The organism is Caballeronia sp. Lep1P3 (assembly GCF_022879595.1).
GTDB lineage: Bacteria > Pseudomonadota > Gammaproteobacteria > Burkholderiales > Burkholderiaceae > Caballeronia.
The window spans coordinates 106,782-120,072 of sequence record NZ_CP084270.1 but is presented as its reverse complement, the minus strand read 5'-3'; the positions used below and the strand labels follow the sequence as shown (position 1 = coordinate 120,072).

Genomic DNA, 13,291 nt, shown 5'->3' with positions numbered 1-13,291 from the left:
ACGCCGCAGGGCACACCGCGCCGCGCGCCGCGCGCAGAGTCCGCTTCGCCGCCCAGGCGAGCGGGGCGCAAGGCCGCCGTTGGCAGAACGGCTCGAGCGAAAAGCCGGGCGTAGATAATGACCTGTACAACTGGCGAATGGCGCAGTGGCGGTCGGTGGCTGCCCAGTTGCCCATCCGAATGGAGCGAACCGGTGAGAAGATCAGCAGAGAATAAATTGAAGGTCGTGGCGGTGCGCATCGATCCCGTCCTCGAACAGCGCTTGCGCGTGCTGGCCGAGGCCAGCGGGCGCAAACAGTCGTTTTTTCTGCAGCGGATGATTGAAGAAGGCATCGACGCGATCGAGGAAATCTGGCTGTCGCCCAAGACGCTGGCCAAGGTTCGAAGCGGTGCAATGCCCGAGTTGCTGGACGAACGAAAGACGCTCGATTTGTTCGACGCGGATGGCGCGAACGCGGTGTCGTGAAACTTGGCGGAGGGCGTGAGGCGATGCCTTTGGGCGGCGAAAGGTGATCGCGGAACCATAGCCGTGCACCTTTCGGTAATGATCGGCAGCAGGCGGCAGATCGGCTCGATACCGTAGACGTCGCGATGCTCGTCGATGAACGCGATCATGGCTTCGATCGGCGGTCGAGCTCCGCCTGCGCGAAATATGCGGAGGCCTTGCGCAGGATCTCGTTGGCCGTGCGCAGCTCACGATTCTCGCGCTCCAATTCCTTCAGACGCGCCAGCTCCGAAGTTGTTGCGCCGGCTCGTTGAGCAAGTCCGAGAAACTGGCCCGGCAGATCGAAAAACTCGAGGCGCAGCTGGAAGACCTGACGGCCGGTCGGGGCGCTGCCGAGACGCGAGGGCACCGAAACAAGACGTCGACGGCGCCGCCCGGTCGAGCGCCCACGCGAGAGCTTGCTCATGGTGGATGGTTTGTTGTTTGCTGGTTTCCGACTTCGACAATCAGATTCTCAGCTAAAACCTCCACCGCCTTCAATCGCCCGCCTCAACTCCCCCGTACACCACATCCGAGCATATCTTCGGATCGCGTGCCCCGCCGTGTTGAAGGGATAGTCCGCCGCCGTGAGTCCGACGGCGCGGCATTGCCGCAAGAACTCGTCGTGCAGCGATCGAAGCCCACGCAGCCGCGTACGAAGGCGGCCGTCCGTCCCGACCTGTTGCAGTAGTACACGGCGTTGTTTTACCTGTAACAGCAGCCATGCGGCCAGCGGCGGATATCGCTCGAAGAGCAGCGACAAGGCACCCACGGCGCCGCGACTGCCGCGGTCACCGTGAACCTTTACGGGACTTGTCCTGACATAGTCCGAGACGCGAACGTGTTTCAATAGCGCGCGAAAGCCCCCCGGCGTCAGACTAGTTGTCGCCTCTGAACTTTCTTATCGAGAAGAGTCAGAGGTACAGGGTGAAGGCGAAACAAACGTATTCTGTTGAATTTAAGGAACAGGCGCTGTCGAAGGTCCTGCAGCGCGGCCCCCGAACGGTTGGAGCAGTGGCCGACGAATTGAACGTGAACGTACTGACGTTAAGGAAGTGGATGAGAGGCGCCGCCGCCGCGAAGCGGAGCTCGGGCTCCGAACACGCAAGACGTCCGGAAGACTGGTCGCTGGAAGAACGGCTGATGGCCTTGCAGGAGAGCCACGGGTTGGTCGACGAAGCGTTGAACAGCTGGTGTCGCGAGCGCGGCCTGTTCGCACATCATCTCGCGCAGTGGCGAGCGGATTTTTGCACGGTCGGTGGAACCGGTAGTCGGCGCGAGAGCGCCACGGAAGTCCGGGATCTGAAGCAGGCCAATTTCGAGCTGCAGCGCGAACTCAAACGCAAGGAGAAGGCGCTGGCTGAAGCTGCGGCGCTGTTGGTGCTGCAAAAAAAGCACCGTGCGCTGTTCGGGGGCGAGGCCGAATGACGGTCCCTGAAGAGCGCAAGGCATTGATCGACCTGATCAGCGAGGCGACCCTGGCCGGGGCTCGCCAGGCGCGTGCGTGCAGCATTCTAGGGCTCAGTGCTCGAACGGTTCAGCGCTGGCAGCGCGGCGAACCTGACGCGGTGGACGGGCGCTCGTTACGGCATCACGCGCCGCGTCACAAGCTCTCTGCCGACGAACGCGCCGAGCTTCTGGCGATCGCGAACTCGCCCGAATTCGGTCATCTGCCGCCAAGCCAGATCGTGCCTCGACTGGCAGACCAGCAACGCTATATCGCCTCCGAATCGACGTTCTACCGGGTCCTGAAGGCCGAGAAGCAACTCGCACACCGGCGCAGCGAACGGCCGGCACAGGCACGCAGCAAACCCCGTTCGGTTTGCGCCGATGCACCGAACCAATTGTATAGCTGGGACATCACGTATCTGCCGACCACGGTTCGTGGGCAGTACTTCTACTTGTATCTGTTTCTCGACGTGTTCAGTCGCAAAATTGTCGGCTGGCAGGTGTATGCCGAGGAAAGCAGCGTGCTGGCCAGCGAAGTCCTCAAGGACCTCTGCGCGCGCGAAGCGATACAGCCCGCCCAGGTGATTTTGCATTCGGACAACGGCGGCCCGATGAAAGGCGCGACGATGCTTGCCACCCTTCAGGCGCTGGGCGTCATGCCGTCGCTGAGTCGCCCGGGCGTGAGCAACGACAACCCTTACTCCGAGTCGTTGTTCAAGACCCTAAAGTATCGACCTGCTTATCCGCTCAAGGCATTCGATACCCTGTTTGCCGCGCGCACGTGGGTGGGCGCACTGGTGCGCTGGTACAACGAGGAGCATCGTCACAGCGCGATCCGGTTCGTCACGCCGGCGCAGCGTCATGCCAACCTCGATCAGGACATTCTGGATCGACGCGCGGCGCTCTACGAGTACGCCCGGCAACGCAATCCGCTTCGGTGGAAAGGCCCAACGCGCAACTGGCAACGCGTCGATGCTGTGCACCTGAACCCGGATCGAATCGATAACCAGGGCGGTACCCCACGACGCCCTAACCAGGAGAGAAAGGCAGCCTGAAATTATTCGTTGAGGCGACAACTAGCTTGAAAATTTCCGAAACCCGGGGCGATTCAGCATCAGCGCGATCGGGAGTACAAAGGACGATAAACCAATCGCATGAGCAGGCGAAAATAAAGCATCTTCCGCGGTGTTCAAAGGTGTACAGTCGGAACACGCTTCGCGTTTAATGGAGGCGGCCTTCAGAGGTACTTATGCGGCTAGGAAATACGAATGCACTTCCCGCTGCGGCAAACGAAACTGCTTACAACCGGGACCGTCGGGCACGCCACCTCGTTCTACAAGCTGAGGACGCTGAGCGGGCAGAGCAAAGGCGCATCAGCTATGCGCTCATCGATTCGACTCTGAGCAAGTGGCGATATTCTGCTGTCGGTATGAGAGGCTGATCTTGACGCACTTACCTAGAAGCGCGGTGCGACGCGTTGTTCTCCGAACGATGGGCATATTTGATGGACAGAGTCGCTGCCCAGCCGCGATCGACGTGCCGTTGACCCCGCCAAGTAATTCGTCTGTTCCGTGTCCAAGCAAGGCGCTACCGGGCCAGATAAGCGCGGCATTCCATAGCGCCGTCGATTGCAGATAGATTGAAGCGTCGAGCCCTTGCATTAAACGGATAGACACCAGGAAGCCAGTCATGAACGAGCGATTGATCGATGTAGTAGACCGCAACGGCACCGTGTTGCACACGTACCCAATTACACTCAACGAGTCGGCCCACACCACCGACGCCTTCGACGATTCGCAATACCGCGCTAAGGCGCTCGAAGCGGCAGCCCACGGCCGGCTCGTGGCCGACACTGAACTTAGCACCTTGACAGCCAGGCAACATATTGATCGGGGCGGTCAGATGGCGCCTTACGGCGACGACATCGAGAGCAATTCGGAAACGAAACGCGCTCTGGACGAAGCTGTGCAGGAGCGCGCATACCTGCTCTGGGAGAAAGACGGACGCCCGGATGGGCGCGCGGAAGAATACTGGCAGCGGGCGCGTGATCAGCATCTTCGGGAACGGGCCTACGTTCTCTGGCAGCAGGAGGGAAGTCCGGAGGGCCGTCAAGATGAACATTGGCGTCGACTCGTTGACTTTCAGGCACAGTGATTCGCCAATCAAGTCTAACGTCTCTATGAAGGGCCGGAACAGTGCAGGTTGCACGTGGACCCGCTTGTACCGGTACGCCCATGTCACCGTGGAAAATGTAGCCGCGAAGCACCCTGTGCGGGCAGCTCGCGATTGCCACGGTTTCCCACTACTGACGCCGCGCGGGCACTTGGACATCGTTGACGGAAAGTTGCCGCCACCAAATTGTGAGATATCTGCCCCGATGTGGGCAGTGTGAGGGAGCACCTTATGCAATACCCGCTATATGTGCACGGTGATAGCCGTAACGGTTTCCGCGCTAGTTTCGCCGATCTACCTTTAGCCTCTGCTCGTGGCGCCACGCTTGATGAACTCCGCTCTAGTGCGCAGGGCGCGGTCGAACTGCAGTACGACAGAAGTGAGCAACTCATACCCGGTCCGACCGGCAGCATGTCGGAACTCCAGTCGTTGGAAATGGACGATGGCCACGGCATTTGGATGTTCGTCGAGATCAACCTGCTGCGGGTTAAATCGCAGGCTGTAAGCGTTGAGTTCAGCCTCTCAGCGAGCCTGCTGCACGAAGTCGATGCGAGCGCGAAACAGCGGCATTTGACGCGCTCGGCGTTCTTTGCACTAGCTGCGGCACGTGAGGTTAGGGATCCTAGAAATGGGTGAACGTCCGCAACTCCCGCCGTGGCGCGCGGCTGCGGATCGAACATTAATGGGCATTGAAGTCAAGAACATGAAGAACCAAGGACTTCTGGTCGTTCGTATCGCTCAACGTGAGGTACGAGCGCAACGCTAGTCGTAGCTCATTTCGATGAGGAGGAAAAGGCCATGATCGATAAACAGGTAGATGCTGAAGGATTGACGGAGAGCAGGAGTAGCAGGCAGGCCGCAGCGAATGCGACGGATGATGGGATGCGGATTGCGGAAATTTTCAAGCTAGTTGTCGCCTCAACGAATAATTTCAGGCTGCCTTTCTCTCCTGGTTAGGGCGTCGTGGGGTACCGCCCTGGTTATCGATTCGATCCGGGTTCAGGTGCACAGCATCGACGCGTTGCCAGTTGCGCGTTGGGCCTTTCCACCGAAGCGGATTGCGTTGCCGGGCGTACTCGTAGAGCGCCGCGCGTCGATCCAGAATGTCCTGATCGAGGTTGGCATGACGCTGCGCCGGCGTGACGAACCGGATCGCGCTGTGACGATGCTCCTCGTTGTACCAGCGCACCAGTGCGCCCACCCACGTGCGCGCGGCAAACAGGGTATCGAATGCCTTGAGCGGATAAGCAGGTCGATACTTTAGGGTCTTGAACAACGACTCGGAGTAAGGGTTGTCGTTGCTCACGCCCGGGCGACTCAGCGACGGCATGACGCCCAGCGCCTGAAGGGTGGCAAGCATCGTCGCGCCTTTCATCGGGCCGCCGTTGTCCGAATGCAAAATCACCTGGGCGGGCTGTATCGCTTCGCGCGCGCAGAGGTCCTTGAGGACTTCGCTGGCCAGCACGCTGCTTTCCTCGGCATACACCTGCCAGCCGACAATTTTGCGACTGAACACGTCGAGAAACAGATACAAGTAGAAGTACTGCCCACGAACCGTGGTCGGCAGATACGTGATGTCCCAGCTATACAATTGGTTCGGTGCATCGGCGCAAACCGAACGGGGTTTGCTGCGTGCCTGTGCCGGCCGTTCGCTGCGCCGGTGTGCGAGTTGCTTCTCGGCCTTCAGGACCCGGTAGAACGTCGATTCGGAGGCGATATAGCGTTGCTGGTCTGCCAGTCGAGGCACGATCTGGCTTGGCGGCAGATGACCGAATTCGGGCGAGTTCGCGATCGCCAGAAGCTCGGCGCGTTCGTCGGCAGAGAGCTTGTGACGCGGCGCGTGATGCCGTAACGAGCGCCCGTCCACCGCGTCAGGTTCGCCGCGCTGCCAGCGCTGAACCGTTCGAGCACTGAGCCCTAGAATGCTGCACGCACGCGCCTGGCGAGCCCCGGCCAGGGTCGCCTCGCTGATCAGGTCGATCAATGCCTTGCGCTCTTCAGGGACCGTCATTCGGCCTCGCCCCCGAACAGCGCACGGTGCTTTTTTTGCAGCACCAACAGCGCCGCAGCTTCAGCCAGCGCCTTCTCCTTGCGTTTGAGTTCGCGCTGCAGCTCGAAATTGGCCTGCTTCAGATCCCGGACTTCCGTGGCGCTCTCGCGCCGACTACCGGTTCCACCGACCGTGCAAAAATCCGCTCGCCACTGCGCGAGATGATGTGCGAACAGGCCGCGCTCGCGACACCAGCTGTTCAACGCTTCGTCGACCAACCCGTGGCTCTCCTGCAAGGCCATCAGCCGTTCTTCCAGCGACCAGTCTTCCGGACGTCTTGCGTGTTCGGAGCCCGAGCTCCGCTTCGCGGCGGCGGCGCCTCTCATCCACTTCCTTAACGTCAGTACGTTCACGTTCAATTCGTCGGCCACTGCTCCAACCGTTCGGGGGCCGCGCTGCAGGACCTTCGACAGCGCCTGTTCCTTAAATTCAACAGAATACGTTTGTTTCGCCTTCACCCTGTACCTCTGACTCTTCTCGATAAGAAAGTTCAGAGGCGACAACTAGTCTGACGCCGGGGGATGTCGAGGCTCATGCCGTCACCTCCGTTGCCATATCAAGTAGGGCTTCGTAGTCGCTCAGCGGTGCCAGTTTGACGTTCACCTCCGGCATGCTGTTCGCGCGCTTCGCTTCGAAACGAGAACACAATGCGTCCAGGTCGGGTAACTGTCCATCGTCCAAGCACTGCTGCAGCGCCTGAGCCAGTTGCGCTTCGCAGTTGTGAGATTGACCCGCCAAAACGGACACCTATCCTTTGGAAAAGGGGGTGCCAAAATGGGCAAGCATCGAGCACCGTACCCGGCGGAGTTCCGGGCTCACATAGTCGAGCTGGTGAAGGCGGGGCGAACACCCGAGGAGCTTGCGCGAGAGTTCGAGCCTAGTGTGCAGACGATAATCAACTGGGTGGCGCAGGCGGATATTGACGCCGGCGTGCGTCAGGAGGGGTTGACCACGGCTGAGCGCCAAGAGCTCTCCCGTTTGCGCCGCGAGAATCGGCAATTAAAGACGGAGCGCGACATTCTCTCTCACGCCGCAGCCTGGTTCGCCCGCGAGACAGGAGCCGTGTCCTCGAAGGATACGGATTCATGAGAGCAAACCAGGCCCGTTGGCCCATTGCTACGATGGCGCGGCTGCTGGGAGTCTCGACCAGCGGTTACTACGCGTGGCTGGTGCGGGAGCCATCAAGGCGGTCACGTAGCGATGCTCAGCTACTGACGCGCATTCGTACGCTGTATGCGAGTTCGCGAGGTACGTATGGGGCGCCGCGCATCCATGCGCAACTTGCGCGCGAGGGAGTGCACGTGGGACGCAAGCGAGTCGCGCGCCTGATGCGCATCGCGGACCTACGGGGAGCAAGCCGACGGCGCTGGCCCCGTACAACGCGCCAGCGTGCGGGGGCACGGCGTGCGCCGGACCTCGTGCGCCGGCACTTCAATGCTGAAGGGCCCAACATACTGTGGGTCGCAGATGCCACCTACATTCCGACGACAGAAGGCTTTCTCTATCTGGCCGTGGTGCTTGATGTCTTCAGCCGGCGCATCGTCGGCTGGGCAATGTCGAACCACTTGTACACCGAACTGATGTTGCGCGCGCTCGACATGGCCCTCCAGCAGCGACGTCATGAGGGTGTGATTTTGCATTCCGACCAGGGGGCCCAATACACATCCATTGCCTTTGGAAAACGCTGCCGCGAAGCCGGCGTGCAACCGTCGATGGGTACAGCCGGCGACGCGTACGACAATGCGATGTGCGAATCCTTCTTTGGGACGCTTGAAGCAGAGCTCCTGGCGCGCGAACACTTCGCGACCCATGAACAAGCACGGAGGCGCATCTTCTCCTTCTTGGAAGGCTGGTACAACGTACGCCGCCTGCATAGCAGCATCGGCTATTGTTCACCGCTCGAATTCGAAAACCTGAGCGCGAAGACAAAAACCGCATCACCCTGCGAGTTGCCCACCGACGGGCAGCGTCGCGGTCGTGAGAAGCGACCCGCTGCCCATCCGTGGACAACCCGCAACTCAACGCTTAACGGAGGCCGGGCCACGACAAATCTTTAACTGCAAATCTGTCCGTCGGAGCGGGTCAATCTCAGTTGTGCTCATGGGCGAGGCCGAGCAGTTCAACCATGGTTCTGCATGCTTGGCGCTGCGCAAGCTGCTCAAGCAGGCGATCGAAGGTCAATCGATACGCCTCGCGCGGAAAGATCTGATCGCGGTAGACTAGGTTGAGCAGCGCCATGGGCTTGCGGCGCAGCGCGTGGATGACGTGCCGGTAGTTGATTACGTGACCGTGCTTGCCGTTGGGACCTGCGCGGCCGCGCTGCAATGTCATGAGGGCCGTGCCGCCCAGAAACAGTTCCAGCCGGTCGTCGTACAGCCGTACGCGCAGGTGATGGCCGATCAACCGTGACGGGACGGTATAAAACACCTTGCGCAGTACGAAGCCGCAGGTGGTCGTGACATACACGCGCGTTTCCTCGTAGTCGCACGTACGCTGGACCGGAAGCGGCTGAAGCAGTGCCCGCTCGAGCTCAATGCGTTTGCCGTTACGCGCGTTGATTCGACCGACGATCTCGTCGATAAAGCGGCGATAGGAATCGAGATTGTCGAAGTCGTGACTGCCGCGCAGAAGCAACGCATCACGCACTGCGCTCTTAACAGGTTGCTGAAATACAGGTGCTTACGACGCAGCTTTGGTCTGTCGCCGCGGCCTTTGCCGCGATTTTTCGCAGTGTGCAATTTCAACGCGAATTCACCGTCTTTTTCGACGGTTTGAGGCCGATTGTTGGCCTCGTGACTACTCATTGCGCCACTATGGGCGGACTTGTCCCAGTGACCGCATGCGCACGAGGTTATAGGCGGCCATGTTCAACACGAACATCTGGTCAACCTTCTCCAAACTACGCACCATCACTTGGCGCATGCGCCCCACGGTCTTGGCCCACCCGAAGCCTTGTTCGATCAACTTGCGCTTTCGCTGCGAAATGGAATAGCCCAGGCTTGATGCAATCGCGTCGGCCACCGCTGAACGCCGCCCAGAAGTGTTTTGCGCAACGTGCGGGGTGACCTTCATTTGCTGGCAGGCTTCAATGAATTCCTGTGCGTCGTAACCCTTGTCTGCACCCAGCGTGATTTCTGCGTTCGCATCTTCTGCCGCTTGCCGCGCATCGTTGATCATGATCTTGGCCGCTTCACGCTCGGCATGCCCATCAGCGTGTGTCACGCGAGCGTTGACCACCAGGCCGTGCCGATTATCGGTCAGCGTATGGCCCATGTACCGCAATTGGCTGGCCGTTTTGCCTTTGCGATAGAGCCGCGCATCAGGATCAGTCTTGGACTGATGCGTCTCGTTGCTGCGCTTGCTGCCTTTGAAGTCGCCCGCGCTGCCGTCATCGTTGTCCTGATCGTCACGGTCCTTGCGCACGAAGCTCTTGTGGCCCGCCCACGCCTGAATCAAGGTGCCGTCCACGCTGAAGTGCTCACCTGAGAGCAGGTCCTTCTTCTCGGCAATGGCCACCACTTCGTTGAAGAATTTGATGACCGCGTCGTGCTTGATCAACCGCTCGCGGTTCTTCGTGAACACGGTGGGCACCCACACCACATCATCCATTGCCAAGCCGACGAACCAGCGAAACAGGAGGTTGTATTGCACCTGCTCCATCAATTGTCGCTCCGAGCGGACACTGTAGAGGATCTGAATCAGCATTGCCCGCAGCAGCTTCTCCGGCGCGATGCTCCGCCGTCCACCTTTTATGTCGACCTCGTACATCTCGGAGAACAGCCGATCCATCTTGGCGAGCGCTTCGTTCGCCATGACGCGAATCGAGCGCAGCGGATGCGACGCCGGAACGAAGTCGTCGAGCTTGCGAAAGGAAAACAAACTCTCAGTGAACGTGTCGGCGCCGCGCATGATCTCCGGGGGGGCAAGTTAGGTCCTTCTATCAACGCTTCAGGCACATCCCGCGATGACCTCTGCGATCAGTATTTCAGCGGCCTGTTAAGGTGGCCATGAGGGCTCTCGATGGAGCCGTTCTCGTGGGCAACGCCACGATTGTTGCGTGTGGGCTGCATGCCGTAGTGGGCACACAGAGCGTCATAACGCGTGGTCAGATCCTTGCGCGCGTCGGCATCGAGATTGCGGAACGCCGCCGACAGGCTGTCGCTGCGGTGCTCGCGCGGCGCGCCCCCGAGTGCCCAGATGGCATTCTGCAGCCCTTCAGCCAGCGCGACAAAGCTCTCGCCGCCGAGAATGACGTGAGCGTGCTCGAAGCCCGAGCAGGCCAGCCGGAAGTGATAGAGGCGGTGGTCAAGCGCGAGACCCGCCACGGTAATGCTTAAAGGCCAGTTCAAAAAGCGCGCTCCGTTCGGCTGAAGATGTTCCAGCAGACGAGTGCGCAGGCTAGCTTTAAGAAAGCTTCGTGAATGTCAGCGCGGCGTTCGAAGCGAGTGCGGAGGCGACGGAAACCATGGAGCCAAGAATGAGTCCGTTCGACGACCCAACGGAATTTGCCGAGGCCGCTGCCGTGTTCCGTGCGACGCCTGGCGATAACCGGTTGGATGCCGCGCTCGCGAAGCCGGCGGCGATGCGAGTCAGAATCGTAACCACGGTCGGCGTAGATGACCTTGGGCTTGCGAAGCGGTCGGCCGCGAGTGCCACGAATCGGCGGGATGGCGTCGACCAGCGGAAGCAGTTGGGTGACATCGTTGCGGTTTGCACCGGTCAGAATCGCGCTGACTGGAACGCCGTTGGCGTCTACGAGGACGTGGTGCTTGGAGCCTGGTCGCGCACGATCGGTGGGGTTTGGCCCAGTTTTTGGCCCGCCCCAACGGCTCGCACGGACGATGAATCGACAGCCGCATGTGAGAAGTCGAGCTGGCCCGACTCGCGCAGCTTGTCGAGCAGCAGCCCATGCAATCTGTCCCACACCCCGGCCTGCTGCCAGTCGTGCAACCGACGCCAGCAGGTCGCGCCAGAGCCGAAGCCTAGCCGCGTCGGTAGATGGTTCCAACGGATACCTGTCTTCAGAACGAGCAGGATGCCATTCAATGCTGCACGGTCCGAGACCGGTAGGCGCCCGGGGTAACGCTTGCGTCGCGGTCTGGGCGCTGGAAGTAGTGGTTCGATCAGTGCCCACAGTTCGTCATCGATGATAGGTGCCGGCATTCCTTGATCCGTTGTTCAGGCATCCAAGGTTAACCGTTTCGAAGAAAAGTAAACAGCCCTTCCGAGCTCTTTTTGAACTGGCCTTTTAGGCTGTCCATCTCGGTGAAGTCGGACAACCCAAGACGACCGGGTTCGTGTACTTGACGGAACATAACGTCATGCTCCTCGCCATGGAGTGCACGCCAGTCGCGAATACGGCGCTCCAGAGTGCGGCGCACGTTGCCCGGGAGGTCGGGATGGCGCCGAAGCATCTCGTCCAGCACGGCTATCGGTCGAATGCCGGGAGCGGACTGGAGCAGCGGCACGATCTCGGTGTCGAAGATTGCCGCCAAGGGATCGGGACGACGACGCGCACGTGGCGCCTTCTTCTGTGATGGCAGTCGCCGGTCCTGATCGATGCGATACCCCGTGGCGGCGCTGAACCCGGCGCGCGCAGCCGCTTGAGCCGGTCCTTCCTTGAGTCTGTACTTCATGTAGAGCCTCATCTGATGGTCGTTGATGTGTCGGCCGGGCAACGCAGCCTCCGTTCGCTACACGAAAGAGCTGTTCATACCCGATTTACCGCGACCACCGATAAAGCGCCCCGGCAGCGGGGCGGACTCCTCGGCGCGGCGTTGCGGCAGCGGTTCCAGGCTACGCCCTTCACCGCTGCCGCAACGCCAGTACTCTCATCCTGATTGACGCGCTGCTCTCATGTTGTTTGACGCGCGGCAGCCTTGCCAGACCAAGCATCACGCAACTCTGTATCCATCGTCGAGCGTAAGAGTTCGAGGCGATTAGCGGATACCGTTCCCAGACCGGTTCGACGACAGCGCTGCTGGCAGCCATGATTTGCTCCTCTCGCGAGGGATGCCGCCCCGTCACCACGACGATTCAGCACGAGCAGGTAAAAGCGGCATCGCCTTCGGCACGGGTTATCCACCGGGCCGCTCGCCTCTCGCTATAGAGAAGCGGGCGGCGGCCCCGTGGATAACCCTGCGTGATCTCGTTTCAGGCCCCCCAGCGTGCCACACGAACAAAAAACGTTGGCCTACCGTAGCACGAATCCAATTCCAAATAACTTATATGAGAAGACTTTTACGCTCGTACCTCTCCGCAATCAGTTCGAACAGCACGCTGGTCTCGGCCTGGTCCTTGCGCGCGTACGACAGATCATCGAGGGCGATGAGGTCGAAGCGGTCGAGCTTGGCCAGTGCTGAAGGCAACTGCAGGCTCTGGCGTGCCGCCTGCAGTTTCTGAACGAGCTCGCTGGTGCGCGTGAACAGCACGCGGTAGCCAGCATCGATCAAGGCGTGTCCGATGGCCGAACCTAGATGACTTTTCCCGACCCCAGGTGGGCCGAACAGGAGGACCGTGGCGCCTTTCTCCAGCCATGACTCGCCGGTGGCCAGCGCCGTCACATGAGCCTTCGAGACCATTGGCACAGCGCTGAAGTCCCCCGGCGTCAGACTAGTTGTCGCCTCTGAACTTTCTTATCGAGAAGAGTCAGAGGTACAGGGTGAAGGCGAAACAAACGTATTCTGTTGAATTTAAGGAACAGGCGCTGTCGAAGGTCCTGCAGCGCGGCCCCCGAACGGTTGGAGCAGTGGCCGACGAATTGAACGTGAACGTACTGACGTTAAGGAAGTGGATGAGAGGCGCCGCCGCCGCGAAGCGGAGCTCGGGCTCCGAACACGCAAGACGTCCGGAAGACTGGTCGCTGGAAGAACGGCTGATGGCCTTGCAGGAGAGCCACGGGTTGGTCGACGAAGCGTTGAACAGCTGGTGTCGCGAGCGCGGCCTGTTCGCACATCATCTCGCGCAGTGGCGAGCGGATTTTTGCACGGTCGGTGGAACCGGTAGTCGGCGCGAGAGCGCCACGGAAGTCCGGGATCTGAAGCAGGCCAATTTCGAGCTGCAGCGCGCCCGGACGGGCAGTTCAAATTCCTCCACTTATGGGCGCCCAAATTCCCCCACCCCGTAACGCAGGACGTC

At 60.4% G+C, this 13,291-nt stretch carries 9 protein-coding genes, 7 pseudogenes and 1 other annotated feature; of the genes and pseudogenes, 6 read left to right on the top strand and 10 right to left on the bottom strand.

What is annotated here, in order from left to right; genetic code table 11:
- Positions 1-192 precede the first annotated feature (192 nt).
- Positions 193-465, top strand: coding sequence for a hypothetical protein (locus tag LDZ27_RS28445; RefSeq protein WP_244818734.1), 273 nt, complete (start codon positions 193-195; stop codon positions 463-465).
- Positions 466-538: 73 nt separating this feature from the next.
- Positions 539-656: a sequence feature (AL1L pseudoknot), on the bottom strand.
- Here LDZ27_RS28445 and LDZ27_RS28440 read toward each other — a convergent pair.
- Positions 546-754: pseudogene (locus tag LDZ27_RS28440) on the bottom strand (IS3 family transposase); the annotation flags it as partial. Its footprint overlaps the feature before it by 111 nt.
- A 261-nt stretch (positions 755-1,015) precedes the next feature.
- A pseudogene (locus tag LDZ27_RS28435) lies at positions 1,016-1,354 on the bottom strand (integrase); the annotation flags it as partial.
- Positions 1,355-1,410: 56 nt separating this feature from the next.
- On the opposite strand from LDZ27_RS28435, the gene LDZ27_RS28430 reads away from it, so the two are divergent.
- The 3 genes from LDZ27_RS28430 (at position 1,411) to LDZ27_RS28420 (ending at position 4,740) form a co-directional block, all read left to right on the top strand.
- Positions 1,411-2,987 (top strand): IS3 family transposase gene (locus LDZ27_RS28430; protein WP_244814132.1). Its coding sequence is split into 2 segments (ribosomal slippage): positions 1,411-1,879 and positions 1,879-2,987, totalling 1,578 coding nucleotides; the frame shifts between segments, so codons are not numbered across the junction.
- Positions 2,988-3,621: 634 nt separating this feature from the next.
- Positions 3,622-4,086 (top strand): DUF2934 domain-containing protein, encoded by a 465-nt coding sequence (locus LDZ27_RS28425; RefSeq protein ID WP_244818648.1) that lies wholly within the window; start codon positions 3,622-3,624, stop codon positions 4,084-4,086.
- Between the two features lie 249 nt (positions 4,087-4,335).
- Positions 4,336-4,740, top strand: coding sequence for a type II toxin-antitoxin system HicB family antitoxin (locus LDZ27_RS28420; RefSeq protein ID WP_244818647.1), 405 nt, complete (start codon positions 4,336-4,338; stop codon positions 4,738-4,740).
- 295 nt (positions 4,741-5,035) lie between these two features.
- Here LDZ27_RS28420 and LDZ27_RS28415 read toward each other — a convergent pair.
- Positions 5,036-6,612, bottom strand: a protein-coding gene (locus tag LDZ27_RS28415; protein ID WP_244814132.1) for an IS3 family transposase whose coding sequence is annotated in 2 segments (ribosomal slippage) — positions 5,036-6,144 and positions 6,144-6,612 — 1,578 coding nt in all. Because the reading frame shifts where the segments join, the coding sequence is not laid out codon by codon here.
- Positions 6,613-6,685: 73 nt separating this feature from the next.
- Positions 6,686-6,892, bottom strand: a complete 207-nt coding sequence (locus LDZ27_RS28410) for a hypothetical protein (protein ID WP_244818646.1) — start codon at positions 6,890-6,892, stop codon at positions 6,686-6,688.
- A 36-nt stretch (positions 6,893-6,928) separates the two neighbouring features.
- On the opposite strand from LDZ27_RS28410, the pseudogene LDZ27_RS28405 reads away from it, so the two are divergent.
- Positions 6,929-8,064: pseudogene (locus tag LDZ27_RS28405) on the top strand (IS3 family transposase); the annotation flags it as partial.
- 187 nt (positions 8,065-8,251) lie between these two features.
- On the opposite strand, the pseudogene LDZ27_RS28400 reads toward LDZ27_RS28405, so the two are convergent.
- The 6 genes and pseudogenes from LDZ27_RS28400 to LDZ27_RS28375 form a co-directional block, all read right to left on the bottom strand.
- A pseudogene (locus LDZ27_RS28400) lies at positions 8,252-8,812 on the bottom strand (IS21 family transposase); the annotation flags it as partial.
- A 153-nt stretch (positions 8,813-8,965) separates the two neighbouring features.
- Positions 8,966-10,063, bottom strand: a complete 1,098-nt coding sequence (locus LDZ27_RS28395; protein ID WP_244818645.1) for an IS5 family transposase — start codon at positions 10,061-10,063, stop codon at positions 8,966-8,968.
- Positions 10,064-10,140: 77 nt separating this feature from the next.
- Positions 10,141-10,491 (bottom strand): annotated as a pseudogene (locus LDZ27_RS28390) (IS21 family transposase); the annotation flags it as partial.
- 8 nt (positions 10,492-10,499) lie between these two features.
- A protein-coding gene (locus LDZ27_RS28385; protein ID WP_244816175.1) for an IS5 family transposase occupies positions 10,500-11,317 on the bottom strand; the annotation gives its coding sequence in 2 pieces (ribosomal slippage) (positions 10,500-10,969 and positions 10,969-11,317; 819 coding nt in all).
- 86 nt (positions 11,318-11,403) lie between these two features.
- Positions 11,404-11,802: pseudogene (locus LDZ27_RS28380) on the bottom strand (IS21 family transposase); the annotation flags it as partial.
- A 579-nt stretch (positions 11,803-12,381) separates the two neighbouring features.
- Positions 12,382-12,753 (bottom strand): annotated as a pseudogene (locus tag LDZ27_RS28375) (ATP-binding protein); the annotation flags it as partial.
- Between the two features lie 62 nt (positions 12,754-12,815).
- On the opposite strand from LDZ27_RS28375, the gene LDZ27_RS28370 reads away from it, so the two are divergent.
- Entirely contained in the window at positions 12,816-13,280 is a 465-nt protein-coding gene (locus tag LDZ27_RS28370) for a transposase (protein WP_244818644.1), read from the top strand.
- The last annotated feature ends 11 nt before the right edge of the window (positions 13,281-13,291 follow it).